Raw genomic sequence first — 26,275 nt, forward strand, 5'->3', positions numbered from 1 at the left:
TTCTCTCACCAGCTCCCTGAAGACCCGCCACCGCCAGACGAACCGCCGCCGCCTGAAAACCCGCCGCCGCTGCTTGAGCCCGAAGACCAGCTGCTGCCCGAACTTCCCGATGACCATCCGCTGCCCGACGACGAACTTGTTGTCCAGCTGCTGGAGCCCGAGGACGATCCGCTCGGCCCCTGGCCGTAGCGAAAGGTCATGCCCAGCCATTTATACACGCCCGGCGACAGCTTGGTGCCGAAGATCGGCGGCAGGAAGGCCATCGCCAGGCCGCCGAAGAACATCGCCGCCCACAGGATCAGGAAGACCGCGACGACGGGATCGATGGGCGTGCTGCGGTCGGCCGGGTTGCGCTTGCCGCGCGCCTCCAGCTCTTCCGGGTTGCCTTCCAGCAAAATGACCATGTCGTCGACGGCCTTGGAAATGCCGCCGGAGAAATCACCGGCGCGGAACGCCGGCACCATGTCGTTTTCGATGATCAGTTTGGTGTGCAGGTCGGTCAGCGTGCCTTCCAGCCCGTAGCCGACCTCGATGCGCATCTTGTGGTCGTTCTTGGCCACCAGCAGAAGCACGCCGTTGTTTTCGCCGGCCTGCCCGAGTTTCCAAAAGCGGAACAGCCGGTTGGCGTAGGGTTCGATCTCCTCGCCGTCGAGGCTGTTGATCGTGGCGACGACGATCTGGTCGGAGCCTTTGGTCTCGAAATCCGCGAGCTTCTGCGTCAGTGCCGCCTTGGTCGCGGCGTCGATAATACCGGCATTGTCGACCACCCGCCCGGTGAGTGCCGGCAGGTCTGCCGCCAAAGCTACAAACAGCATGGTGAGCATCGTCAACAGCGCGATGCCGATCGTCGCGGCTGCGCGGCCAGGTCTTGGCGGATTGAAGACGCGTACTGTCATGCCGTCACCAGTTCCCCTCAACCACCATGACTGTCCTCAATCACCATGATCATGTCGTCGACCGCTTTGGAAATACCGCCGGAGAAATCCCCGGCGCGGAAGGCCGGCACCATGCCTTCAATGATCCGTGTGGCGTGCTGGTTGGTGAGCGTGGCTTCCAGCCCGTAGCCGACCTCGATGCGCATCTTGCGGTCGTTCACGGCCACCAGCAGAAGCACGCCATTGTTCTTGGCCTTCTGGCCGAGCTTCCAAGCGTTGAACAGCCGGGTGGCGTAAGGCTCGATCTCCTCGCCGTCGAGGCTGGGAACCGTCGCGACGACGATCTGGTCGGAGCCTTTGGTCTCGAAATCGGCCAGTCTTTGGGTGAGCGCCGCCTCGGTCGCGGCATCGATGATGCCTGCATTGTCGACGACACGACCGGTGAGGGCGGGCAGTTCCGCCGCCAGCGCCGCGAAGCTGACGAGCAAGACCAGCAAGGCAGCGCCGATCATCGTGGCGAAGCGGCCATGCCAGGGATTGGCGATGCGTGTTGTCATCTCGTCACCAGCTTCCCGAGGAGCCGCCGCCGCCGGACGAACCGCCGTCGCCGGAAAAGCCGCCACCACCGCTTGAACCCGACGACCAGCCGCCCCCGCCCGAAGACCAGCCGCCGCTGGACGACCGCCGGCCCGGCTCGAATGTCATGCCGAGCCAGCGATAGCGGCCGGGACCGAGTTTTTGGCCGAAGATCGGCGGCAGGATGGAGGCGGCCATGCTGCCGAAGAAGATGATTGCCCAGATGCTGATGAAGACGCCGAAGAACAGATTGTCGGTATTGATGGGCGGCTTCTGGTTGCGCTCGCCGCGCGCCTCCAATTCCTCCGGATTGCCTTCCAGCACCATCACCATGTCGTCGACGGCCTTGGAAATGCCCCCGGAGAAATCGCCGGCGCGGAACGCCGGCACCATGTCGTTTTCGATGATCAGCTTGGTGTGCAAATCGGTCAGCGTGCCTTCCAGCCCATAGCCGACCTCGATGCGCATCTTGCGGTCGTTCGGCGCCACCAGCAGCAGCACGCCGTTATTTTCCTTGGCCTGGCCGAGCTTCCAGAAGCGAAACAGCCGGTTGGCGTAAGGCTCGATCTCCTCGCCGTCGAGGCTGGGGATGGTGGCGACGACGATCTGGTCGGAGCCTTTTGTCTCGAAGTCGGCGAGTTTCTGGGTGAGCGCGGCTTTGGTTCCCGCGTCGATAATGCCGGCGTTATCGACGACGCGGCCGGTCAGCGCGGGGAGGTCGGCGGCGAAGGCGGTGAGGGGCAGGAAGACGGCCAGAAAGGCGAGAAGAACACCAAGGTTGGCGTTCCTTCGCGTCCCCCTCTGTCCTGCCGGACATCTCCCCCTCGAGGGGGGAGATTGGCAATCTCGCTGCCGACGCTCAGCCGGCAACGCTGATATTTGGCGCAAGGACAGAAGACAGCTGATCTCCCCCCTTGAGGGGGAGATGTCCGGCAGGACAGAGGGGGGTGTGAAGGAACGCAAGGCTGGCAAAGGCCAAGCTCACCCAGACGTCATCACCCGCCCTGCTTCGTGCCGAAATCGACCTTCGGCGGCTGCATCTTGTCTTCTTCGACGGTGAAGTTGGCGAAGGGCTCGTTGCTGCGGAACCAGAAGGTTGCCCATAGCACCGACGGAAAGGTCCTCAGCGTCAGATTGTAATCCTTGACCGCCAGGATGTAGTCGCGCCGCGCCACGGCGATACGGTTCTCGGTGCCTTCGAGTTGCGCCTGCAGCGCCAGGAAATTCTGGTTGGCCTTGAGGTCGGGATAGGCCTCCGACACCGCGATCAGCCGCGACAGCGCGCTGGTCAGCCCTGATTGCGCATCCTGGAACTTCTTGAGCGCTTCGGGGTCCTTCAGCGTTTCCGGCGTCACCGTGATCTGCGTCGCCTTGGCGCGCGCTTCGACCACCGCATCGAGCGTGTCCTTTTCATGCGAGGCATAGCCCTTCACCGTCTCGACCAAATTGGGAATGAGGTCGGACCGACGCTGATACTGGTTCAGCACCTCGCTCCATGCCGCCTTGGCGTTTTCCTCCGCCGTCGGGATGGTGTTGAAGCCGCAGCCGGCGAGCAGAGGCAGCACGACGGCCATCATCAGCACGGCCGGCAGACTGCGGAAAGGGAAGGCAAGGCGCTGGGCAAACATGGTGAGGTCCCTCGACAGAAGTTGCATGCGAAGCATTAGCACAATCCGCGCTCAAGAAAATGTCTGCCGCTGGCGCGCATTCCTGGCGCGCATTCATGCGCCGGCGAGGCCCTGTGATTGATCGCGCGAACACGGTATGGTTGCCGGCAAACAGGACAGGATCATGGCGGAACGCCACGACGATGACAGCGAATCGCGCCGCATTATCGAGCGCGTGGCGAACGAGGGCGGCCTTGGCGGCGCATCGCTGGTGTCACGGGCAGCGAAAGGCGCGCGCGATCATGTTACCGCAGCGGAGGCCGACCGATCCGATCCGATCGAGGTCTGGGGCACCCGCATCGGTCGCGCACTTGGGCTCATCGTAGCCCTCGGCCTTTTGATCTGGCTCGTGTACTACGTCTCCCGGGGCAGCTAGAGCATGATCCTGAAAAGTGGGAACCGGTTTTCTCGGACAAACGGGAACCGTTTTGTCCGGAGATCATCCTCCAACCAAAGAGATAGATCAGGATGACGATTCAACGAAAAATTATCCGTATCTAGGATTTTCCATGAACCGCGAAAAAGCCGACGCGCCGCGCGCGGTCATCGTCATTTCCAGCCATGTCGCCCGCGGCTCGGTCGGCAACCGCGCCGCCGTGTTTGCGCTGGAGACGCTGGGCTTTCCCGTGTGGGCGGTACCGACGGTCATCTTGCCCTGGCATCCGGGCCATGGCCGCGCCACGCGCATCGTGCCGCCGCTCGACCAGTTCAAGGCGCTGATGGCCGATCTCGAGCGCGCGCCCTGGCTGGGTGAGGTCGGCGCGGTGCTGTCGGGCTATCTTGGCGAGGCCGGCCAGGCCGAGGCCGTCGCCTCGCTGGTTGCGGCGGTCAAGGCCAAGACGCCGGACGCGATTTATATATGCGATCCGGTGATGGGCGATTCCGGCGGGCTCTATGTGCCCGAGCCGACGGCCGCCGCGATGCGCGACCGGCTGATGCCGATCGCCGACATCGCCACCCCCAACCGCTATGAGCTGGAGTGGATGGCCGGCGCGCCTTTGCCCGATCTGAAATCGGTGATCTCGGCCGCCCTCCATGCCGGACCGTCAACAATGCTGGTGACGTCGGCACAGTCGATGATGACCGGCGGCACCGGCAATCTGCTGCTTGACGGCACCCAGGCGCTGCTGGCCGAACACCGCCTCATCGACAAGCCGCCGAATGGCCTCGGTGACCTGACTGCGGCCGTCTACCTCGCCCGCATCCTGTCGGGGCAGCCGCCGATCAAGGCGCTGCAATCGACCACCGCCGCCGTCTACGAAATCCTGGCGCGAACCGCCAAGCGTGGCGGCGACGAGTTGCAGCTTGAAACCGATGCCCAGAGCCTGTCGCATCCGATGGCGATGGTGCAGCTGCGCCACCTCACGCATCCGGGGCGGGACCGCCGGGCGTGACCTCGACCGTGGTCGTCGGCGTAGACGGCTGCAAGGCCGGCTGGATCGCCGTCCGCCGCGATCTGGATGCCGCGCCGTCAGTCCGCGTCTTTCCCAGCTTTGCGGCCCTGCTCGACGCCTTGCCCGCCGATGCGACAGTGGTCGTCGACATGCCGATCGGCCTGCCGGACGTCTCGCAAAGAGGCGGGCGCGGGCCGGAGACCTTGGTACGGCCAATGCTCGGAGCACGGCAATCCAGCGTCTTCTCTATCCCGTCCCGCCCGGCCCTCTACGCCGACACCAGCGGCTTCACCACGGTCGAGGCCTGGTATGAGGCACATCGGCGCGCCAGCGAGGTGGCCAGGGCGACCTCCGATCCGCCACGCGGCGTCTCGATCCAGGCCTTCGGCATCTTTGCCAAGATACGCGAGATCGACGCGCTGCTGATCGCACGTCCGCAACTGCGCCGCCGCGTCTTCGAATCGCACCCCGAAGTGGCCTTCTGCCGGCTGAACGGCGAAAAACCGATGACGCTGCCGAACAAGATCAAGGGCGCAGTCAATCCTGCCGGGATGGAAGAGCGCAAGGCACTGCTCTGCCGGCACGGCTATACCAGAGGTTTCCTTGACCAGCCGCCGCAACGCGGTGCTGCCGCCGACGATTTCCTCGACGCCGCAGCGATGATGCTGATTGCCGGACGCATTGCCGGCGGCGAGGCAAAGCCGTTTCCCGACCCGCCGCTTGCCGACCGTTTGGGCATTCCCCTGGCGATCTGGGCGTGAGGCAAACGGCGAGCCATGCGTGCGGCATGGCGATTTGCGACGAAGCCATCCGCAATTCGGCATTGCCCGCGACGGGCATTTGCCGTTAGAGCCTTTCTAACTTGAAATGAGCTGCCGTCGCTAACCCCGAAAGGCTTCATCCCTAGCCCATGCCCCATCTCCCCGAACATCTTTGGACCGGCTACCGCAATTTCATGAATGGCCGCTATCTCACCGAGAGCGGACGCTACCGCGAGCTCGCCCGCGAGGGGCAGGCGCCCGAAACCATGATCGTTGCCTGCTGCGATTCCCGCTCTGCCCCCGAGGCGATCTTCGACGCCGGTCCGGGCGAACTGTTCGTTCTGCGCAATGTCGGCAATCTGGTGCCGCCCTATGCACCGGACGGCGAGTTCCACTCGACCTCGGCCGCGCTCGAATTCGCCGTGCAGAGCCTGAAGGTGAAAAACATCGTGGTGATGGGCCATGGCCGCTGCGGCGGCATCCGCGCCGCGCTCGACACCAATTCGGCGCCGCTGTCGCCCGGCGACTTCATCGGCAAATGGATGAGCCTGATCGCGCCGGCGGCCGAAACCGTGTCGTCCAGCACCTTCATGACGGCAACGGAACGGCAGACGGCGCTGGAGCGCATCTCCATCCGCTATTCGATCGCCAATCTCAGGACCTTCCCTTGCGTCTCCATCCTCGAAGGCAAGGGGCGGCTGTCGCTGCATGGCGCCTGGTTCGACATCTCGACCGGCGAGCTCTGGGTGATGAACAAGGACACCGGCGACTTCGAGCGGCCGGATTTGACGTAGACCCATGATCCCGAAAAGTGGGAACCGGTTTTCGGATAAGGGCATGGTCAAATAAGAGGAGGCAAGAATGCGGGTTTGGCCTGCGATCGCTTTCGCCGTAGCGGCGCTGCTGATTTCGCTCGTCCCTGCCCGCTCCGATGACGGCGCCATTATCGACCGCTGGTATTCGGCGCTGCTGGTCGCCGATCGCACCGAATTGTCGGACCTGCTCGCCGACGATGTCCGCATCAAGCTCGACGATCTCGGCGTCGTACAGTCGAAGCAGGAGTTCATCGCGTCGATCGACGAATGGAAGGGCGCGGTCGCCGGAGCCGCAATCCGGCATCGCGTCGAAAAGAGCGAGGCCGGCGTCACAACTGTCATCGCCTGCTATGATTTCCCCAACAATGACATGCTGATGCAGGAGACGTTCGCCGTCACCGGCAACCGCATCACCGCCAGTTCGCAAGCGGCGATCGCGGAAAATTGCGACGGCTTCTGACGCGGGCTTGAACGGCCGCGCTGTTGCGCCGCGCCAGTCATCGCCCTACATCGGTCAGCAAGCTCCGCCAATCATCGAAAGATCCCCCATGCCGTCCACGAAAACCGTCGATCTCGCCGCCCATCCGCTGACCAAATGGCAAGGGCCGCTCGGCCTGCCGGATTTTGCCAGCATCGGCGACGACGATTTCTCCTCGGTGTTCGACGCGGCGCTGAAGGCACATGAGGCCGAAATCGATGCGATCGCCGGCAACAAGGATGCGCCGACCATCGAGAATACGCTGGCAGCCCTCGAGCTCGCCGGTGAGCCGCTCGACCATGTCTCGTCGATCTTCTGGTGCCGGGCCGGCGCCCACACCAACGATGCGATCCAGGCGCTGGAACGCGATATCTCGCCGAAGATGTCGCGGCATTTCTCGGCGATCTCGATGAACGAGAAACTATTTGCCCGCATCGACGACCTCTACCAGCGCCGGGAGACGCTAAAACTCGACGCCGAGACGCTGCGGGTGCTGGAGAAGACCTGGAAAGGCTTTGTGCGATCGGGCGCAAAACTCGACGCCGACGGCAAGAAGCGGCTGGCCAACATCAGCGAGGAGCTGTCCTCGCTCGGCACGACCTTCGGCCAGAACGTGCTGGCCGACGAGCGCGACTGGGCGCTTTTCCTCGACGAGGCTGATCTTGCGGGCCTGCCGGACTTCGTGAAGAGTTCGATGGCCGAAGCCGCCGAGACGCGCGGCCAGAAGGGCCGCTACGCCGTCACTTTGTCGCGCTCAATCTATGAGCCGTTCACGACCTTTTCTGAACGCCGCGATCTGCGCGAGACCGCTTTCCGCGCCTTCACCATGCGCGGCCAGAATGGCGGCGCCAGCGACAACACCGCAGTGGTGCGCGACATGCTGAAACTGCGCGCCGAAAAGGCCAGGCTGCTCGGCTATGCCTCGTTCGCCGCGCTGAAGCTCGACGACACCATGGCCAAGACGCCGAAGGCGGTGCACGACCTCCTCGACCCGGTCTGGGAGAAAGCGCTGGAGAAGGCCGCCGCCGACCAGAAGGAGCTGGAGCGGCTGGCGACCAAGGCCGGCAGCAACGAAAAATTCGCCGCCTGGGACTGGCGCTTCTACCAGGAGAAATTGCGCGCCGAAAAATTCGCCTTCGACGAGGCGGAGCTGAAACCCTATCTGCAGCTCGACCGCATCATCGACGCCTGTTTCGACGTCGCCACCAAACTGTTCGGCATCACTTTCGAGGAGAAGAAGGGCATCGCCGCCTGGCATCCCGACGCGCGCGTCTTCGTCGTGAAGAACGCCGATGGCAGCGAGCGCGGCCTGTTCCTCGCCGACTATTTCGCCCGATCCTCGAAGCGTTCTGGCGCCTGGATGAGCGCGCTGAAGTCTGGCTACAAGCTTGGGGATGGCTCAAAGCCGGTGATCTACAACATCATGAACTTCGCCAAGCCGCCGGCCGGGGAAGCAGCGCTGCTGTCGGTCGATGAGGCCAAGACCCTGTTCCACGAGTTCGGCCATGCTTTGCACGGCATGCTGACCGACGTCACCTGGCCGTCGGTGGCGGGCACGTCGGTTTCCCGCGATTTCGTCGAACTGCCTTCGCAGCTCTACGAGCACTGGCTGACGGTGCCCGCAGTGCTGGAAAAGCATGCGCTGCATGTCAAGACCGGCAAGCCGATGCCGAAGTCGCTGCTCGACAAGATGCTGGCCGCCCGCACGTTCGGCGCCGGTTTCGCCACGGTCGAGTTCACAGCGTCGGCGCTGATCGACATGGCGTATCACGCGCGGCCGGATGCGCCGGCGGAACCGCTGCGTTTCGAAGCCGAAACGCTGGAAAAGCTTGATATGCCCGACACCATCGCCATGCGTCATCGCACCCCGCATTTCGGCCATATCTTCTCCGGCGACGGTTATTCAGCCGGCTACTATTCCTACATGTGGTCGGAAGTGCTCGACGCCGACGCCTTCGCCGCCTTCGAGGAGACCGGCGATCCCTTCAACCCGGCGCTGGCGGAACGGCTTCGGAAGAATATCTATGCCGCCGGCGGTTCGAAGGATCCGGAGGAGCTGTACACGGCGTTCCGCGGCAAGATGCCTTCGCCTGAGGCGATGATGGTGAAGCGGGGATTGGTGTAGCGCGGCTTTCCCTTCTCCCCCTGTGGGAGAAGGTGGATCGGCGCGAAGCGCCGAGACGGATGAGGGGTGTTCCAGGGAACGCCCGACGCCTCACTCCGCTGGAACACCCCTCATCCGTCGCCTGCGGCGACACCTTCTCCCACAAGGGGAGAAGGTGAGCCTATACTGCCCAAGGATCCGCCACCCTGGGCCACACCGGCCGCGTCAATTTCTTGTAATCCGTCACCGCCGGATTGCTCGGATACGAACTCGGCGCCGAGACATAAATAATCTCCGCCGCGATCGGTGCGAAGCCGGCGTAGAAATGATTGGTCGACTTGATCAGCAATATATCCTTGGCTAACGGATCGACGCCGATGTTGGAGAAAATATCCGGCTCGAAGGTCTGCGTGCGGTTGGTGTTGAGGATGATGTCGACCTCCGTGCCTTCGATGCGCACCAGCGCCGTCGGCCCGAGCGTCACCCGGCTTGGCCCGAAGCTCTGCCAGCCCTCGGGGACGGCTTTCAACACCTTGACGCGCGCATCGATCGGTTCGCCGGCCAGCGGCCCGGCCTTGCCGCCGAAGCGCAGGTCGATGACGGCGCCTTCGCCTGCCGCCTGGCAAAATGTGACGGCGATCGGGTCCCAGATCGTCGCCACGCCAAAATTGTCAACGCCCTGTTCCAACATGGCGCGCAGCACAACGGTACCGTCGCCGGCGACGCCACCGCCGGGATTGTCCCAGATGTCGGCAATCACAACCGGCTTGCCGGGGTTTCCCTTGCGCACGGCCAGTGCCCGCGCGATGCCATCCTCGGTGTTCAGCATCGTCATCGCCGTCCTTTCGCGTATGGCGTAAAGCTCGCGCCCGAGCCTCTCCGCCAGCGCATCGCCCTTGGCCTTGTCATTGTCGGTCACGACCAGGATGCGCGTGCCCATTTCCGGCACGTCCGCCGCCATGAAGCCGTGGATGACCGAGACCGACAGCACGCCGTCCTTGCCGTGCAGCGCCTTGATGCGGTCGACGAAGGAGCGCATCGGCTCGCGGCTGGTCGGCAGCACCTGGATCATGCGGCAGTCGAAGGTCGAGATCACCGGCTTGATCTCGTCGCGCGCCGCCGCCAATCCAAGCTCGACGACATGTTCGCCGCGCTCATAGAAGTCGGTGTGCGGGAATTCGAGGAAATAGGCCATGACATTGCATGCCGCGACGCGCTTTGGGGTCAGATGACTGTGCGGGTCGAGCTCGACCGCGATCACCACGTCGGGCCCGACGATTGCGCGAACCCGTTCCAGCAGATCGCCTTCGCAATCGTCATAGCCTTGCGCCACCATGGCGCCGTGCAGGCCGAGGATGACGGCGTCGACCGGCAAGGCTGCCTTCAACTGGCCGAGAATCTCGTCGCGCAACGACTCATAGGTCTGCCGCTGCACCAGCCCGCCCGGCTCCGCCCAGGTGGCGGTGCCTTCGATGACGGTCAGCCCTTCGGCAGCCGCACGCCGGCGCAGCGCGACCATCGGCGAGGAGCACAAGGTCGGCGTGTCTGGATGCTTGCCCGGCCCGGCATAGAACGCCATCTCGAACGACGCCCGGTCGGTCGGCACCGGCGAGAAGGTGTTGGTTTCGGTCGCCAGCGAGGCGGTGAAGATGCGCATGAAAGCTCCGTTGTGAATGGCGCCGTTATTTGACCGCCCCGAGCGCCAGCCCGCGGACGAGATAGCGCTGCAGCCAGATGAACAGGATTGCCACCGGCAGCGTCGCCAGCAGCGTCGCCGCCATTACATGGTGCCATTCGATCGTGTAGCGGCCGGCGACCAGCGAGAACACCTGGATAGGCAGCGTGTAACTTTCCTGGCTGCGCAGCATTGTGAGCGCAACGACGAACTCATTCCATGCGTTGATGAAGGTGAAGATGGCGGTCACCGCTATTGCCGGCAGGCAAAGCGGCAGAAACACTTTTCGCAAGGTCAGCCATCGGCCGGCGCCTTCCATCCACGCTGCTTCCTCGAGATCGCGCGGGATGGTGTCGAAATAGCTTTGCAGCATCCACACGGTGAAGGCGACGTTGAAAGCCATGTAGATGACGCCGAGCGCGGTCGTGGATTCGATCAGACCCCAGGCCGCCATCAGCCGGAACAGGCCGAGCACCAGCACGATCGGCGAGATCATCTGCGAGATCAGCAGGAACTGGCGGAAGGCGCCATAGCCGGCAAAGCGAAACCGCGACATGGCATAGGCGGCCGGCACCGAGATCAGGATGGCGCCGACGGTGGCGATAACAGAGACATAGAGCGAATTGGCCAGCGCCTGGCCAAAGCCGGTCGCCACCCACATGTCGGCAAAATTCGACCAGTGGAATTCGCTTGGCCACCAGGTCGGCGACAGCACCTCCTGCCGCGGTTTGACCGCGGTCAAAAACATTACCGCGAAGGGGAAGATGGTCACCACGAGCAGCGGCGAAAGCAGCAGCCATGCGATGATCGTACGCTTCAGCTTGGGCGTCATGTGCGCTGCTCCCGCATGGCGAGGCGCACATAGATCATGGTGAAGATCAAAAGGATGGCGAACATCAGCAGCGACACCGCCGATGCTTCGCCCAGCTTGCCGATGCGGAAGGCCAGCTTGTAGAGATGGGTGACCAATATGTCGGTCGAGTTGGCCGGCCCGCCCTGCGTCATCACCCAGATGATCGGGAAGGAATTGAAGACGTAGATGGTGTTGAGGACGATGGCGATGTTGATGAACGGCTTCAGCAGCGGAAAGGTGATCTCGCGGAACTGCTGCAGCGGCGTCGCCCCCTCCAGGGCCGCCGCCTCGTAGAGGTCGTCGGGGATCGACGACAGGCCGCCGAGGAAGATGGTCGTGGTGAACGGCACCGTCACCAATATGCCGATCAGCACCTGCATCGGAAAGGCGGTCTCGGCGCGCGCCAGCCACTGGATGTTTTCATGTATCAGGCCAAGCCCGATCAGCGCCGAGTTCAGCATCCCGCTTTCGCCGTTGAGCGCCCAGCGCCAGACCACCGCCGTCATCGTCAGCGACACCGCCCAGGGCAGCATGATGATGACGCGGGCAATGCCGCGGCCGTAGAAATCGGTATTGAGGATCATCGCCACGGGGACGGACAACAGCAGCGCGCCGCCGACCACCAGCACGGTCCACAGGCCGGTGCGCCAGAGTGCCGCCAGGAAATCGGGATCGGCGAGGAAGGCGGAATAATTGGCGAAATCGTTGAAGTCGCGCAGCTGCCCAAAACGGCTGACATCATGCGTCGATATCTGGATCAGGTCCCAGACCGGCCAGAAGATGACGACTGCGGCCAGAAACAGGCTGGGCAAGGTCAATAAATAGGGCAGGTAACGATTTTGCATCGGCCGGTTTCGTACCGTGTTGGACTTCAGTGGCTGGCGCGCCAGCTCGGATCAATCTCGCATATCGGTCTAAGGCAGCGCTTCAGGGTTTGAATCTCCTGCGGACGTTTGCGCTGCCCCTCACCTGCCTGCCCATCCTCCGCAACGGTTGCGGAAGGGAGCCCTTCCTCTCCCCCGTCGATCGGGGGAGAGGTGTCGAGCGAAGCTCGACGGAGTGGGGGTCGACNAGGTGGTTCCCCCACTCCGTCTCGGCTTCGCCGAGCCACCTCTCCCCCCTCTGGAGGGAGAGGAAAGTGTGGCGCGCCCCGATCTCAGGGGCGCGCCGGGCGCAGGGAGATACGCTCTATTTCTTGATCACGGCGTTGGCCTTGGCAGCCGCTTCCTTCAAGCCTGCCTCGGGGTCGCCGCCAAGATAGATCTTCTGCATGGCATCCGAGGTGATCTGGGCGACTTCTTCCCAGCCCGGGATGACCGGTGCAAAGCGAGCGTCGGGCAGCAGTGCTGTGAACGCGGCGAGGTCGGCATTGTTGACGTAATAGTCCATCTTGGCCTCTTCCTTGTTCACCGGCAGGAAGCCTTCCCCTTGCGTGAACTTGGCGCGCTGTTCGGTGGTGAACAGGAAGTCGAGCAGCTTCCAGGCCTCATCCTTGTTCTTGGAATTCTTGAACATGATGATGGAATCGGTGACGCCGTACGTGCCGCGCGCGCCGGTCGGTCCGGCGGGGATAGCGGCCACGCTATATTTCAGGTTCGGCGCCTCGTCCTTGATCTGGTTGGACAGGAAGGGCGCGGTGATCATCATGCCGACCTTGCCCTGCTTGAACAGGTTCTGGACGTCCTCGCGGTTGTTGGAGGTGACGCCGGGTTCCGTCAGGCCTTCGTCGATCATCGACTTGTAGAGCTTGGCGGCTTCGAGCGCGCCCGGCGTGCCGAGGCCCGACGTGCCATCCTTGTTGAGGATCTCGGTGCCTTGCGACCACATCGCATAATAGTAATAGACGTCGGTCTCGATCTCCTTGCCCTGCAGGCCGAAGCCGAAGGATCCGGTGCCCAGTGCCTTGATCTTGCGCGCATCCTCCTGCAGCTCGGTCCAGGTTGCCGGCGGGTTGGCGATTCCGGCCTTCTCGAACAATTCCTTGTTGTAGTACATGGCGCGCGCCGAGGCCGCGATCGGCAGGCCATAGGTCTTGCCCTCCATGATCGACGGCGACAGGAAGGTGTCGATGAAGCGGTCCTTGAAGTCTGGCTTGATGTAGGCGTCGAGCGGCTCGGCGACATCCTGCTGGACGAAATCGATCAGCCAGCGGGTGCCGATGATCGACAGGTCGGCATTGGTGCCGGCCGTGATGTCGGTGGTCAGCTTCTGCAGCAGCACGTCCCACGGCACAACTTCGAACTTGACGGTGATACCCGGGTTGGCTGCCTCGAATTCCTTTTTCACCGCTTCGAAATACGGGCCGGTCTTGGCGCTGTATTCGGCAACGGTTACGCGCACTTCGCCGGCATCTGCCTGCGCGGCCAGGGCGAGCAGGCTCATTCCGGCCATCAGGCCGACAGTCCATTTTGCAAGCTTCATTCGATCTCTCCCTTTTGATTGCGTCTGCACTCTTGCGGCTTTGAGGCGGCCAAGGCTTTATGTGACTTTCCTACATTATCCATGATTTCGCGCTGTGCAAGCGGATTTTCCTGTTGCTTAATTACATTTTCTAAAATAGCGTTTCCGACTATCGTAGACCCCAGGGAGGCGCGCAGGGTGGTTTCAACGGCCGAATTCGAAGGCAAGACCGTGCTGGTGACCGGCGCCGGCGGCGGGCTCGGCTCGGCTATTGTGGCGCTGCTGGCCGAACGTGGCGCGCGCGTCGTCGGCTGCGACCAGTCGCAAGACCAGCTCGGCAGTCCGCATCTGGCGTCGCGCCACGTCTTCGACCTTCTCGACCGGATCTCCACCGATGCCGCGATCACGGCGATCCTCGAGAAAGACGGCGTGCCCGACATCCTGATCAACAATGCCGGCTGGACGCGCGCCGAGACTCTTGCAGCGCTGACCCCCGACAAGATCACGCATGAACTCGACCTCAATCTGACCGGGGTGATGCTGTTCGCCGATCCGCTGATCAAGGCAATGGCCGCGCGCGGTTCGGGCAGCGTCGTCTTCATCTCTTCCGTCAACGCCATCGCCCACTTCGGCAACCCGGCCTATGCCGCGGCCAAGGCCGGCATCAATGCCTATGCCAAAGCGGTCGCTGTGGAACTCGGCCGCAACGGGCTGCGCGCCAATGTCGTCTGCCCCGGGTCGATCCGCACCGCCGCATGGGACCATCGGCTAGCCAAGAACCCGGATGTTCTCAGCAAGCTCAAGCGGCTCTATCCGCTCGGCCGCATCGTCGACGCCACGGAAGTGGCCGAAGCGGTGGCCTTCCTTGTTTCGGATCGCGCATCGGGGATAACCGGCGCGGTGGTGCCGGTCGACGCGGGACTGACCGCCGGCTTCCTGCCCTTCATCGACGACATATTGGGAGCCTGACCATGACCGATGTCGAGTTCCGCGACCTGTCGAAATCCTTCGGACGCCACGAGATCCTCGAAAACATCAGCCTCGACATCAAGAGCGGCGAATTCGTCGTGCTGGTCGGCCCTTCCGGCTGCGGCAAGTCGACCTTGCTGCGCATGCTGGCCGGGCTGGAGCCGATCACCGCAGGCGACCTCTTGATCGGCGGCGTGCGCGCCAACGATTTGCCGCCACAGCAGCGTAATATCGCGATGGTCTTCCAGTCCTATGCGCTGTTTCCGCACCTGAAAGCGGCCGACAATATCGGCTTTGGTCCCAAGATTCGCGGCGAAAGCCGCACGGCAATCGACGACAAGGTGAAAAAGGCGTCCGGCGTCCTCAACCTGTTCTCCTATCTCGACCGCTATCCCCGGGAACTGTCGGGCGGCCAGCGCCAGCGCGTCGCCATGGGCCGCGCCATCGTGCGCGAACCCTCGGTGTTCCTGTTCGACGAGCCGCTCAGCAATCTCGACGCGCAATTGCGCGTGCAGATGCGCACCGAGATCAAGGCGCTGCACCAGCGGCTGAAATCGACCATCGTCTACGTCACCCACGACCAGATCGAGGCCATGACCATGGCCGACCGCATCGTGGTGATGGACCGCGGCAAGATCCAGCAGGTCGGCGCACCGCTGGAACTCTACGACCGTCCCGCCAACAAATTCGTCGCCTCCTTCATCGGCTCGCCGTCGATGAGTTTTGTCTCCGGCGCCCTGAAGACGACGCCCGAGAAAAGCTGGTTCGAATCGGCCGGCGGAGGGCGACTGGCGCTCGGCAGCAAGACGGTGCCGGCTGGCAGCACGGTCGAGGCCGGCATACGGCCCGAACACTTCGTCATCGGCGAGGCTGTCGACGCGATGGCGATCAAGGTCGATGTCGTCGAGCCGACCGGCTCGGAAACCCATGTCTATGGTGCGATCGGTGCCGACACGGTGCGCGCCGTGTTCCGCGACCGCATCCAGGTCAAGCCGGGTGAACTGCTGCCGGTCTCGGTAGCGCCGGGCAACATCCATCTGTTCGACACGGCGACAGGCCTGCCGCTATGAGCGCCGGCATGAAAACGAAAATACCACGATGAAGACGACAACCCAGAAATGAAAACGCCGGCCGACATCATCACGCGGCTGCAACTGATGTCGCAGGACGGCACCAAATCGGACCGCCGCCTGGCCGGCCTCGTGCTGACCAATCTCGACTTCGCCTCCAAGGCGGCAATCTCGGAAATTGCCGCGCGCGTCGGCGTCAGCGAGCCGACGGTCACCCGCTTCTGCCGCAATCTAGGCTGCGAGGGTCTGCGCGATTTCAAATTCTACCTGGCGCAGGCCATTGCCATTGGCGGCCAGTATCTGTCGCCCGAGCCGCTGAACCGCGACGCGCGCGAGCAGCGCATTGCGTCGGCCATCACCGAAGCGGCAATCGCCGCCATCCAGCGCGCCAGCGAAAACCTCGACATGAAGACGCTGGTGGGCGTGGCCGCTCGCATCGTCAGTTCGGGCAATGTGCTGTGCATCGGCTCCGGCGGCATTTCCTCGATGATGGCGACCGAAATGCAGAACCGGCTGTTTCGGCTTGGCGTGCCGGTGCTGGCGCAGGTCGACGGGCAATTGCAGCGCATGTATGCCGCCGTCGCCACATCGGAGACGACGCTGGTCGCGTTCTCGGTGTCCGGCTATGCTCGCTCGGTGATCGACGCCGTGCAGGTTGCCCAGCAATATGGCGCCACCACAATCGCCATCACCCCGCCGGAGTCAGCGCTCGCCAAGGCCGCCGACACTGTCGTCCAGTTCCAGTCGCTGGAGGACGGCAACATCTACAAGCCGACCTCGTCGCGCTATGCGCTGCTGTCGATCGTCGACATGATCGTCACCTCCGTGGCCGAGACGCGCGGACCCAGGGTTCTCGAAAACCTGCGCCGCATCAAGCAGAGCGTGAACACGCTGAAGGTCGACGATCCGAAATTGCCGCTGGGGGATTGAGAGCGGGGCGGAAGCTGCCAATCTCGTGGGGGAGATGTCCGGCAGGACAGAGGGGGGCGCTGTTCCGCCGACAGATCAAGGGGCTGCATGCCGCAACGCTGGATCTTCGATCAGCGGCTGAGCGCCCCGATACGCTGCGCCAGCACCGCCGGATCACCCGCGACACGCACCGTCTTCAGCCGCGCCGTGCCGCCTGCAATGACCGACACGGCCGATGCCGGAACGCCCAGCGCCTTGGCCGCCAGCCGTTCCAGCGTCGCATTGGCCGCGCCATTCTCCGGCACGGCGCGCACGCGCGCCTTCAAACGGCTGCGCCCGTCGGCCGATACCTCGACGCCTTCGAGCCTGTCCACCGAACACTTCGGTGTCAGCCGGATAAACAGGTCGATGCCGTCGACGCGCAAGCGGAATGGCGCGCTCATGCCATCGTCAGGCTCACAGGACCAGCGGCGCTATCGTGGTGAGAATGAGCTGCCTGAGAAAGAACAGGAGCAGAAGCAGGATGATCGGCGAAATGTCGACGCCGCCGAGGTCGGGCATGAACCGACGGATCGGCCGCAGCGCCGGCTCGGTCAGCCGGTAGAGCATGTTGCCGATGCTGCCGACAAATTGATTGCGCGAGTTGACGACGTTGAACGCATAGAGCCAGGAAAAGATCGCCGAGGCGATGATGACCCACCAGTATAGGTCCAGCGCCATGACGATTGTTTGAATGAGGGCGAGCATGCCGGTCTCCGATTGTTGCCGACATGTAGCCATTGCGCGCGAAACCGGCAAGGGCCGGTCGCCTACAAGCACCGGGCACAAGGGAATTCGGCAAAACCCCGCCTTGACAGGAAACCGCAGCCTTCGATAAATGCGCCATCCGCTGGACGGGGCTGTAGCTCAGCTGGGAGAGCGCGTCGTTCGCAATGACGAGGTCAGGAGTTCGATCCTCCTCAGCTCCACCAGCGGAATTTCCATTTCCTTGCTCGTCCCGAAAAATATCTGGACTCTGTGCCTGCTGGAGCAACTTGGGAAAGCGCGTGGCCCTTTCGCTTTGGGAATCGCATCACAGGCCGAGCCTGGGGGCGAGATAAGGCGCGAGCGCAAGCGAATAGGTGGCCGTCAAATGACCGGTGTCGCGCCAGACGATCATATTGCCGACGACCGCCGGGCATAGTTCCGGTCCGCACAAAGCGTCAGTCATATCGACGACGCGCACGTTTTTCTGACCCTCCGCGGCAAGCGCCAACAGGTTGTTGAGCTCGGCGTCGCTTCTTTTGGTGAAGCATTTTGCGGGCGTGGCGCTCAGGCAATCGCCGGGTTCGAATCGCATCAAGGGCGTGTTGCGGATGACGATGATCTGCGAACCTGCCTCGGTCAGTTCGCTCCAGACATTGCGCAGCCCCTCGATCATCAGGTCATCCGGAACCGATCCGGCGTTGGACTGGCTGGTGATGACGGCGAGCGGCCTGAGCTTTAAAATCTCAGCCAGCACTTTCTCCCTCCACTCGTAGCAAGATGGATACGGCTTGCCGTCCGACTTGGTGGGCGCACGCGCGAATGCGCAGGCGGATTTCGAGAAAGAAACCAGCTTGTATTTGCGGTCCCTGGCGATCTTGTTCAAGGCTGGACCCCATTGGGCAGCGTGGGAATCGCCAACGAGGACGATGGTTTTCGGGCCGGCGGGGTCGCCCAGCACGCATCCCACCGGTTTTGCGCCTTTGAGGTTCTGCTGACATCCCGCCGAGAACAACCTCGACACATCCCGCCTTAGCCTGGCCAGCGGCGGCAGGAGGTCCACATCGTCCGGAACCGCGGCGCCGGTCAGCAAGGCGGCAGGCCCGGGATAGGCCGGCGTGCCGATCAGCGTAATGTCGGTGCGTTGCGTCGTCACGAAATGCAGCAGCCCCTCCGATGCCGCCACGCATGCCAGGACAGCGATGGTGCCATATCCCAGCGGCTTCCACCACGCTCCGCCCTGGGCCTGTCGGTATGGTTGTTCGACATAGCGATAAGACAGGTCCGACAGGACCAGGGTCACCGCAATCAGGCCGGCACCACTGGCAAAGGTCAGCGAAAAGCCCTGTCCTAGGAAGAATGTGATCAACGGCCAATGCCAGAGATAGATCGAATAGGACCTATCGCCGATGAACCGAAGCGGCCACAAATCGAGCCCACGAAACCGACCGGCTTGGACTTCGCCAGCCAGGATGATGAGCACGGTGGCCAGGGTTGGCAGCAACGCACTGAGGCCAGGGAACGGTGTCGCCGCTGAAAACAGAAGAGCGGAGGCAAGGATGCCGGCGGTGCCGGCAAGCGCCATCACCCGGCTTGCACCCGCGCCCAGGCGGAACCGGTGCTCGCCAAGCACCAGCAGACCACCCAGCGCCAATTCCCACAGGCGGGTATGGCTGACGAAATAGGCCTGGGCCGGATCCGTCGCCGTCAAAACGACAGAGGCAACAAGTGATGCCGCGAAAATGAGCGACAACGCCCCGATCAAGCAGGCCCTCAGCGGAAGGTCACGGCGGCGCGCCAGCCAGATCACGCCGATCATCACCAACGGCCAGGCGATGTAGAACTGCTCTTCGATGGAAAGCGACCAGTAGTGTTGCACCGGGCTCGGCAAGGTGTCGGCCTCGAGATAGCTGACCGCAATCGAGGCCAGCCGCCAGTTCTCGACATAAAGAGCGCTCGCCACGATCTGGTTGCCCATTTCCTCCCAGCGCGCCTTTGAGATGAAAAGCAGCGTGCCCAGCAATGCCACCAGCAGCACCAGGGTTGCTGCCGGCAACAACCGTCGCACCCGTCGCGAGTAGAATTCGATCAGTGAAATCCGGCCGCCGCGCAGCGCCATCTGCGCCAGCAGGCCCGTGATCAGATAGCCAGAGATGACGAAAAAGACGTCGACGCCGACATATCCGCCAGGCAGCACCCGGCCATATGTGATAGACCACGACAAGCGCGACCGCCAAGCCGCGCAGCCCCTGTATTTCGGGTCGAAACCGACGGTTCTGATCGATTGTCACCGGATATCCCCAACAGTCTCAGCCGGCCTGGATCAACCGGCAGTCCGCGCCACGATCTTCATAAGGGCAGAGTGCCGTGAGGCAAGAGCCGATCGCAGCAGTTCATTCCCTTTCCGTCTCCAGTCCGCTCACCAGCGTGTCGACGAAACCCAGCAGCTCACTTTCGAGGTCGGTGGACGCCAGGCCAATGAAACGGTCTTCGAGCGAGATGGCGACGATCCCATGCACGGCGGAGAACAGCGTGCGCGCGCGGGCCAAAAGCTCCGGCGTTGCCGCCGCCGGGAGCAGCTGGGCCAGCGGCTCAACCAGATGCTGGACCAGCACCGCATGTTCGGCCAGATGCCATTCGGGCACCGCCACGCCTGGCGCCATACGGTGCTCGAACAGCGCCTTCCACGCCATGCGGTTGTCGCGGGCGAAGCCGAGATAGGCCTTGGCCAGCGCCTTCAGCCTTGCCCTAGGCTCGGCGACGCCGGTCGCCTCTTGCTGCAGGGCCGCCCCCAGCCTGGCCAGTGTGATCGAATTGACGTGCAGGATGAGCTCGTCCAGGTCGGCGAAGGCGGTGTAGAGCGCGCCCAGCGCGCAGCCGGCATCGGCCGTGATGTCGCGCGCACGCAGACCGGCGAGCCCCGAGGACTGGATGCGCGCTTGCGCGGCCTCGATCAGCCTGCCTTTGAGGTCCTCGCGTTTGGCGTCCCGTTTTGCGGTCATTAACCTTCTCTTATGCGCAATCATGAACACCGTTCATTTTCTCCTTGAACGCCGTTCACAATGTGCTACTTTGCCTCATGAACAACGTTCATAGAGGAGAAACGGAAATGTTGAAACAGTTTTTTGCTCTCGTTCGCGGCCGAAGCTACGAAGCCGCCGAGGCGGTCGTCGACCGCAACGCGCTGATAATCCTGCGCCAGCAGATCCGCGATTGCGCCGACGCTATCGCGGCCGCCCGCCGGGCGGTTGCAATTGCCATCGCCCAGAACGAACAGGAAGTCGCGCAGTACAAGAAGCTTGTCCTCCGCATCGACGATTTGGAGAAGCGCACGATCGCCGCGATCGAGCAGGGACAGAATGAACTGGCCCGCGAAGCCGCCGAAACCATCGCCATGCTGGAAGCCGAACGCGACGCCTCCGCCGAGGCGCAGAAAAGCTTCGGCACCGAGATTGAGCGTCTCAAGCGGATTATCCGCGTCTCCGAAATGCGCCTGCGCGAATTGCAGCGCGGCCAGCGCATCGTTGCCGCGGTCGACTCGACCCAGCGCCTGCGAGAAAGCGCGCCCGGCTCCAGCCTGTCGGCGCTCAGGGACGCCGAGGAGACGCTGCTGCGCCTGCGCACCAGGCAAAAGCAGATCGACGACACCGCGGCCGCCATGGCCGAGATGGAACAGTCGGGCGATCCTGCCGCGGTCTCAGAGAAGCTTGCGGCCGCCGGCTGCGGTGCGCCGCTGAGAAGCAGCGCCGACGCCGTGCTCGAACGGCTCACGAAGACCATGACCAAGCCGGCCTGATCGTACCCGGCCTGATTGTTATCCAGTCTGATTGTATCCAGCCTGATTGTATCCAGCCTGAAACAGACCCACGCCCAACCAACCTAACCTTGAAACGAAAGGACCATATCGATGACCCCGAACACCTATTCCCCCAAGGACTCAAGCGCCTGGAAGACCTTCACCATGGCCAGTTTCGCCGTTGCCGCCACAATGATGGCCGGCGGCATCTACTTCATGGAGGCGAGCTTCGCCGCCAAGGGGTTTTATGCCATGGCCGCCATCATGCTCGTGCACACCTCGATCACCATCACCAAGACACTGCGCGACTCGGAAGAGGCAAGCCGCTTCATCAACCGGCTGGAAGACGCCAAGACCGAGAAGTTGCTGATGGAAGTCAGCCGCAGTAACGAAGTGTAACCGGGTTCCCGCTAAACAAGGCTCAACGCGCAAGACCGCTGATCAATCCAGTCAGGATTTTCACCGGTCTTGCCCAATGGAAGTCGCCGCTATGGAAATCGCCCCGATCAATCGTCCCACAGCTCATCTGATGACATCCAGGCGCTTTGCGCCCTTGTTCTGGACGCAGTTCCTGTCCGCCTTCAACGATAATTTCCTCAAGAACACGCTGGTGTTCCTTATTCTGTTCACGCTGGCGGCGGACCAGGCGGCATCACTGGTCACCTTGGCGGGCGCCGTCTTCATGGCTCCCTTCCTGCTCTTGTCGGCGCTCGGCGGCGAGCTCGCCGACCGCTTCGACAAGGCTCTCATAGCCAAGCTGAAATTCGCCGAGATCGCCGCGGCGGGTGTCTCCGTCGTCGGCATCGCCCTGTCGTCCATTCCCGTGCTGATGACGGCGCTGTTGATGTTCGGCATCATCTCGGCGCTGTTCGGACCGATCAAATACGGAATCCTGCCCGATCACCTCGAACGCAAGGAACTGCCCAAGGCCAACGCCTGGATCGAGTCAGCCACGTTTGCCGCGATTCTCGGCGGCACCATAGCCGGCGGCGTCGTTTCCGCCGATGGTATCGGCGTCGCGGTGTTCGGACCGATCATGATGGCGCTCGCCGTCGGTTGCTGGCTCGTCAGCCGCTATATCCCGTCCACCGGTTCGGCGGCGCCCGACCTTGTCATCGACAAGAACATCTTCCGCTCGACCTGGCGCCAGGTCACCGAATTGCGCACCGACACGCGCATCTGGCGCGCCGGCCTGATGACGTCTTGGTTCTGGCTGATCGGCGCCATCGTGCTCTCGCTCCTGCCGGTCCTGATCAAGGATTCGCTCGGCGGCAACGAAATGGCCGTCACCGTCTACCTCGCCGTGTTCGCCGTCTCGATCGCCATCGGTTCGGCCATCGCCGCCTGGATGTCGCAGGGCCGCATCGTGCTGTTGCCGGCACCGGTCGGCACGGCGCTGCTCGCCCTGTTCGGCCTGCATCTCGCCTGGACCATCTCCGGCATGACGCCGTCGCCCCAGGCGGAAACCCTTGGCGCATTCTTCGCCGGCCCAAACACGATCCGCGTCGCCATCGACCTCGCCGGCATGGCCATTGCAGCCGCTTTCCTGGTGGTGCCGACCTTCGCCGCCGTGCAGGCCTGGTCGCCCGAAGCGCGGCGCGCCCGGGTCGTCGCCGCCGTCAGTATCGTCAATGCCGGCTTCATGACTGGCGGCGGCATCATCATGGCCCTGATCCAGACGAAGGTCTCGACCGGCGGCATCCTGTTCGGCCTCGTCGCGGCCAATGCGATTGCCGCCTGGCTGATGCTGAAATATTTGCCGACGAACCCCTTCCGTGACTTCGTCTCCATCCTGTTCCGCGCTTTCCTGCGCCTCGAAGTCGAGGGTATGGAAAACCTCAAGGCGGCCGGCAAGGCGCCGATCCTGGCGCTCAACCATGTCAGCTTCCTCGACGGTCCGCTCGCCTTGACGCTGACCGATGAGGAACCGGTCTTCGCCATCGACTACACCATTGCCCAGGCTTGGTGGATGAAGCCGTTCATGAAACTTGCCCGCGCTTTGCCGCTCAACCCGGCCAAGCCGATGTCGACCCGCACGCTGATCAAGATCGTGCAGGGCGGCGACCCGCTGGTGATCTTCCCGGAGGGACGCATCACCGTGACCGGCGGCCTGATGAAGGTCTATGACGGCGCCGCCATGGTTGCCGACAAGACCGGCTCGATGGTTGTGCCGGTGCGCATCGACGGGCTGGAGAAGACCTACTTCTCGCGGCTGAGCTCGCAGCATGTGCGCCGCCGCCTGTTCCCGAAGGTCAAGGTGACCATTCTGGAACCGGTCAAGCTCGAGGTGCCGCAGGAGCTGAAGGGCCGCAAGCGCCGCGCCGCGGCGGGTTCCGCGCTCTACCAGGTGATGTCGGATCTCGTTTTCCGCACCCAGGACATCGACAAGACCGTACTGGAAAAGATCATCGAGACGGCGAACGAACGCGGCATGAAACAGCTCGCAGTTCAGGATCCGGTCACCGGTTCTCTCAGCTACAGCAAGCTGCTCACGGCTGCCGCCGTGCTTGGTGAGAAGTTCCAGAACCTTTATGCCGACCAGCAGACGCTGGGCATCATGCTGCCCAACGCCAACGGCTCTTGCGCGACACTGCTCGGCGTCATGTCCGCCGGCAAGGTTCCGGCGATGATGAACTTCACCGCAGGTGCTGCCAATATTCTGTCCGCCTGCAAGGCCGCCGAAGTCCGCACCGTGCTTACCTCCCGCGCGTTCGTCGAACAGGCAAAGCTCGGCGCTGTAGTCGAGGAACTCGGTCGCTCGGTCGACATCGTGTGGCTCGACGATCTCAGAAAGACCATCAGTCTCAAGGATAAGCTGCTCGGCTTGCTGCGCAAGTCGACGCCGCGCGCGAAACGCAAGCCCGGCGATGCGGCGGTGATCCTGTTCACCTCGGGTTCGGAAGGTACGCCGAAGGGCGTCGTTCTGACCCACCGCAACATCCTGGCCAACGCCGCCCAGGCGGCGTCGCGTATCGACTTCCATTCGGGCGACAAGCTGTTCAACGTGCTGCCGATCTTCCACTCCTTCGGCATGACCGCGGGCACGGTGCTGCCGTTGATCTCCGGCGTGCCGGTCTATTTCTACCCCTCGCCGCTGCACTACCGCCTCGTGCCGGAACTGATCTACGGCTCGAACGCGACGATCATCTTCGGCACCGACACCTTCCTCTCCGGCTATGCCCGCACCGCGCACCCCTACGACTTCCGCTCGATACGCTATTGTTTTGCCGGCGCGGAGCCGGTCAAGACAGCGACGCGCATGACCTATATGGAGAAGTTCGGCCTACGCATCCTCGAGGGCTACGGCGTCACCGAGACGGCGCCGGTGATCTCCATCAACACGCCGATGTACAATCGCTCTGGAACCGTCGGCAAGATCATGCCCGGCATGGAATACCGCCTCGATCCGGTCCCCGGCGTCGACGAAGGCGGCCGGCTGTTCGTGCGCGGTCCCAATGTCATGGCCGGTTATCTCCGGGCCGAGAAGCCCGGCGTGCTCGAACCGCTCGAGGACGGCTGGCATGACACGGGCGACGTCGTCGCTATCGACGAGGGTGGCTTCATCACCATTCGCGGCCGCGCCAAGCGCTTCGCCAAGATCGGCGGCGAGATGATCTCGCTGGCTGCTGTCGAAGCGCTGGCCGGCGAATTGTGGAAGGGCTCGCTGTCGGCGGTCGCTACGGTGCCCGACGCCCGCAAGGGCGAAAAGCTGATCCTCATCACTGAGGCATCCGGCGCCACACGAGCGGAATTCCTCGCCTACGCCAAGGCCAACGGCGCCATGGACCTGATGGTCCCGGCCGAAGTGCGGGTGGTCTCAAAGGTACCGGTCCTTGGCTCCGGCAAGCTCGACTTCGCCGCCGTGACAAAAATGGTGCGCGACGAAGAGACCTTGAAGACCAAGGCCGCCTGACCCGGCTACGGCAACGGGCCGACGCAAGAGCCGGCCCGTTCAGTATGATCAACCCTTCGCATGCCGCTGCGAGATCAGCATCGCCATGCGCTGGACTGCCCGCAGCTCCATTTCCACGCCCGGCGACGATGCCAGCGCCGGCATGTTGAGCGCCACCACGGTCAACGGCTCGAGCGTCGCCAGCAGCACATGGGTCGCCTCAAATTTCTCGAACAGCCAGGCCAGCTGCTCGCGTATATCCTGGTCGACTGGCGCCCCCGGCTGCGTATCGGCGAGCGAGCGCACGGGCTCCTGCTCTAGTGCACGGGCCAGCACCTTCAGGTCGAAATCACCGAGGTCGGCTGCCGGCAGGATCAGCGCACCGTCGACAAGAATATGGCTCTGCAGGCCGCGCAGGAAGCGCGCCGAATCGGTGAGGTCGCCCTCGGCCATATGCTTCAGCAACGAGTCGCGGCGCTTCTCCGCGGTGAGGCTGACGCTGTCATTGTAGATGACTGCCAGCAGCGTCGCCGACAGCACGATCACCACGCCCTGCACACTGCCGCGCCAGCCGAGATCGTCGATGCCGCCCAGCGCCAGCCCGGCGAAAACCGAGCTCAGCGTAATCACGGTAAAGGCGCCGATCGTGTCGCGATGGCCGAGGCTCGCGCGTCCAAGGCCGATCGTCAGCCAACACAGGAACAGGATGGCGATGCCGCCAAGCCGAACCGGCACTTCGAACAGGCCGGGCCGGTAGTCGGTGACCATGAACGGAATGATCAACAGCAGCGACAGCGCCATGCGCTCGACCGTGCGGTTTTCGGCCGCCGACAGGCTGTCGCGATCGCGCGTCATCACCAGCCAGCCGATGGCGAGAAAACCTCCGAACTGGAAGGCAAGTAGTACCGCCATCCGCCATGGCTCGGCAAAGCGTTCCGGGATCGGCGCCAGCAGTAGAAACAGCAGGGCGCCGCCGGCGGCAAAGAACTTTAGCGCAAACGGCGCATGCCGGCGCAACAGCCCCTCGGTCAGCAGCAGTGCGGCCAGCGGCAGCAGGCCCGCCGCCGCGATGGTGACGAAGCGGAAGAGTGCGAGGCCGGTAGTCCAGTCGAGGATGCGGCAGGCGAGCAGAACCGTCAGCACCCGCAAACCGAACAGAAAACGCCGCGACAGCGGATCGCCGGTGTCGCGCCCGCCGACGACCGATATCACGATCAGCAGCCCGAACAGCGCCGCCAGCGAGGTGATGGTGTCGGCCACGAGCGTGTCGTCGAGGTTCATCGGTCAGCGCCCATCA

General features: G+C 63.4%; 24 protein-coding genes, 1 tRNA gene and 1 pseudogene. 13 read left to right on the forward strand and 13 right to left on the reverse strand.

The window, feature by feature from the left end:
* Window positions 1–5 precede the first annotated feature (5 nt).
* From X728_RS151040 to X728_RS151025, 4 genes and pseudogenes are all read right to left on the reverse strand, one after another.
* Entirely contained in the window at window positions 6–896 is an 891-nt protein-coding gene (locus X728_RS151040) for a YgcG family protein (RefSeq protein ID WP_023831814.1), read from the reverse strand.
* Window positions 897–931: 35 nt separating this feature from the next.
* Window positions 932–1,387: pseudogene (locus X728_RS151035) on the reverse strand (TPM domain-containing protein); the annotation flags it as partial.
* 49 nt (window positions 1,388–1,436) lie between these two features.
* The gene (locus X728_RS151030) at window positions 1,437–2,207 is read right to left on the reverse strand and encodes a YgcG family protein (protein ID WP_196815081.1); all 771 of its coding nucleotides are present in this window, start codon (window positions 2,205–2,207) and stop codon (window positions 1,437–1,439) included.
* A 239-nt stretch (window positions 2,208–2,446) separates the two neighbouring features.
* On the reverse strand, window positions 2,447–3,079 hold the full coding sequence (locus X728_RS151025; RefSeq protein WP_023681434.1) for a LemA family protein: 633 nt from the start codon (window positions 3,077–3,079) through the stop codon (window positions 2,447–2,449).
* Between the two features lie 163 nt (window positions 3,080–3,242).
* Between X728_RS151025 and X728_RS151020 the strand changes: the two genes are divergently transcribed.
* From X728_RS151020 to X728_RS150995, 6 genes are all read left to right on the forward strand, one after another.
* Window positions 3,243–3,494: a hypothetical protein gene (locus X728_RS151020; RefSeq protein ID WP_023693217.1), complete on the forward strand. Its 252-nt coding sequence runs from the start codon at window positions 3,243–3,245 to the stop codon at window positions 3,492–3,494.
* Between the two features lie 133 nt (window positions 3,495–3,627).
* Entirely contained in the window at window positions 3,628–4,512 is an 885-nt protein-coding gene (gene pdxY, locus X728_RS151015; protein ID WP_023688841.1) for a pyridoxal kinase PdxY, read from the forward strand.
* Complete coding sequence (locus tag X728_RS151010; RefSeq protein ID WP_023831817.1) at window positions 4,509–5,273, forward strand: DUF429 domain-containing protein; 765 nt, start codon at window positions 4,509–4,511, stop codon at window positions 5,271–5,273. The genes pdxY and X728_RS151010 overlap by 4 nt, the downstream gene beginning before the upstream one ends.
* Window positions 5,274–5,422: 149 nt before the next feature.
* Window positions 5,423–6,067, forward strand: a complete 645-nt coding sequence (locus tag X728_RS151005; RefSeq protein ID WP_023681438.1) for a carbonic anhydrase — start codon at window positions 5,423–5,425, stop codon at window positions 6,065–6,067.
* Window positions 6,068–6,134: 67 nt separating this feature from the next.
* Window positions 6,135–6,548 carry a hypothetical protein gene (locus X728_RS151000; protein ID WP_023688839.1) on the forward strand — a complete coding sequence of 138 codons (414 nt, stop codon included), beginning with the start codon at window positions 6,135–6,137 and terminating at the stop codon, window positions 6,546–6,548.
* 88 nt (window positions 6,549–6,636) lie between these two features.
* Window positions 6,637–8,691 (forward strand): M3 family metallopeptidase, encoded by a 2,055-nt coding sequence (locus tag X728_RS150995; RefSeq protein ID WP_023831818.1) that lies wholly within the window; start codon window positions 6,637–6,639, stop codon window positions 8,689–8,691.
* Window positions 8,692–8,851: 160 nt separating this feature from the next.
* Here the strand turns inward: X728_RS150995 and X728_RS150990 are convergent, their stop codons facing one another.
* From X728_RS150990 to X728_RS150975, 4 genes are all read right to left on the reverse strand, one after another.
* Window positions 8,852–10,327: a M81 family metallopeptidase gene (locus X728_RS150990; RefSeq protein ID WP_023831819.1), complete on the reverse strand. Its 1,476-nt coding sequence runs from the start codon at window positions 10,325–10,327 to the stop codon at window positions 8,852–8,854.
* A gap of 25 nt (window positions 10,328–10,352) precedes the next feature.
* Window positions 10,353–11,177: a carbohydrate ABC transporter permease gene (locus X728_RS150985; protein ID WP_023668609.1), complete on the reverse strand. Its 825-nt coding sequence runs from the start codon at window positions 11,175–11,177 to the stop codon at window positions 10,353–10,355.
* Entirely contained in the window at window positions 11,174–12,043 is an 870-nt protein-coding gene (locus X728_RS150980) for a sugar ABC transporter permease (protein WP_023745368.1), read from the reverse strand. Before X728_RS150980 ends, X728_RS150985 begins: the two co-directional genes overlap by 4 nt.
* A 343-nt stretch (window positions 12,044–12,386) precedes the next feature.
* A complete protein-coding gene (locus tag X728_RS150975; protein ID WP_023831820.1) occupies window positions 12,387–13,619 on the reverse strand; it encodes a sugar ABC transporter substrate-binding protein in 1,233 nt (410 codons plus the stop codon).
* 177 nt (window positions 13,620–13,796) lie between these two features.
* Here X728_RS150975 and X728_RS150970 point away from each other — a divergent pair, with 177 nt between their 5' ends.
* Genes X728_RS150970 through X728_RS150960 form a run of 3 tightly spaced genes read left to right on the forward strand, consistent with a single transcriptional unit; the run spans window position 13,797 to window position 16,567 of the window.
* Entirely contained in the window at window positions 13,797–14,567 is a 771-nt protein-coding gene (locus X728_RS150970) for an SDR family oxidoreductase (RefSeq protein ID WP_023831821.1), read from the forward strand.
* A gap of 2 nt (window positions 14,568–14,569) precedes the next feature.
* The gene (gene ugpC, locus X728_RS150965; RefSeq protein ID WP_023831822.1) at window positions 14,570–15,637 is read left to right on the forward strand and encodes a sn-glycerol-3-phosphate ABC transporter ATP-binding protein UgpC; all 1,068 of its coding nucleotides are present in this window, start codon (window positions 14,570–14,572) and stop codon (window positions 15,635–15,637) included.
* Window positions 15,638–15,685: 48 nt separating this feature from the next.
* Window positions 15,686–16,567 carry a MurR/RpiR family transcriptional regulator gene (locus tag X728_RS150960; protein WP_023831823.1) on the forward strand — a complete coding sequence of 294 codons (882 nt, stop codon included), beginning with the start codon at window positions 15,686–15,688 and terminating at the stop codon, window positions 16,565–16,567.
* A 110-nt stretch (window positions 16,568–16,677) separates the two neighbouring features.
* Here the strand turns inward: X728_RS150960 and X728_RS150955 are convergent, their stop codons facing one another.
* The gene (locus X728_RS150955) at window positions 16,678–16,989 is read right to left on the reverse strand and encodes a DUF167 family protein (RefSeq protein WP_023831824.1); all 312 of its coding nucleotides are present in this window, start codon (window positions 16,987–16,989) and stop codon (window positions 16,678–16,680) included.
* A gap of 13 nt (window positions 16,990–17,002) precedes the next feature.
* A complete protein-coding gene (locus X728_RS150950) occupies window positions 17,003–17,293 on the reverse strand; it encodes a YggT family protein (protein ID WP_023668602.1) in 291 nt (96 codons plus the stop codon).
* Window positions 17,294–17,441: 148 nt separating this feature from the next.
* Between X728_RS150950 and X728_RS150945 the strand changes: the two genes are divergently transcribed.
* Window positions 17,442–17,517 (forward strand) — tRNA-Ala (locus X728_RS150945).
* Window positions 17,518–17,618: 101 nt separating this feature from the next.
* Here X728_RS150945 and X728_RS14180 read toward each other — a convergent pair.
* The gene (locus X728_RS14180; protein ID WP_196815080.1) at window positions 17,619–19,514 is read right to left on the reverse strand and encodes an acyltransferase family protein; all 1,896 of its coding nucleotides are present in this window, start codon (window positions 19,512–19,514) and stop codon (window positions 17,619–17,621) included.
* A 169-nt stretch (window positions 19,515–19,683) separates the two neighbouring features.
* Window positions 19,684–20,292, reverse strand: coding sequence for a TetR/AcrR family transcriptional regulator (locus X728_RS150940; protein WP_023737945.1), 609 nt, complete (start codon window positions 20,290–20,292; stop codon window positions 19,684–19,686).
* A 107-nt stretch (window positions 20,293–20,399) separates the two neighbouring features.
* Between X728_RS150940 and X728_RS150935 the strand changes: the two genes are divergently transcribed.
* The 3 genes from X728_RS150935 to X728_RS150925 all read left to right on the forward strand — a co-directional run bounded on the left by X728_RS150935 (window position 20,400) and on the right by X728_RS150925 (window position 24,999).
* A complete protein-coding gene (locus X728_RS150935) occupies window positions 20,400–21,086 on the forward strand; it encodes a PspA/IM30 family protein (protein WP_023831826.1) in 687 nt (228 codons plus the stop codon).
* A gap of 111 nt (window positions 21,087–21,197) precedes the next feature.
* Complete coding sequence (locus X728_RS150930; protein WP_023668598.1) at window positions 21,198–21,485, forward strand: YiaA/YiaB family inner membrane protein; 288 nt, start codon at window positions 21,198–21,200, stop codon at window positions 21,483–21,485.
* A 130-nt stretch (window positions 21,486–21,615) separates the two neighbouring features.
* Entirely contained in the window at window positions 21,616–24,999 is a 3,384-nt protein-coding gene (locus X728_RS150925; RefSeq protein WP_032897890.1) for an acyl-[ACP]--phospholipid O-acyltransferase, read from the forward strand.
* A gap of 48 nt (window positions 25,000–25,047) precedes the next feature.
* Here X728_RS150925 and X728_RS150920 read toward each other — a convergent pair whose 3' ends face one another.
* Window positions 25,048–26,259: a hypothetical protein gene (locus X728_RS150920; protein ID WP_023730197.1), complete on the reverse strand. Its 1,212-nt coding sequence runs from the start codon at window positions 26,257–26,259 to the stop codon at window positions 25,048–25,050.
* Between the last annotated feature and the right edge of the window lie 16 nt (window positions 26,260–26,275).

The sequence above is a fragment of the Mesorhizobium sp. L103C119B0 genome, assembly GCF_000502235.1.
Taxonomy (GTDB): Bacteria; Pseudomonadota; Alphaproteobacteria; order Rhizobiales; family Rhizobiaceae; genus Mesorhizobium.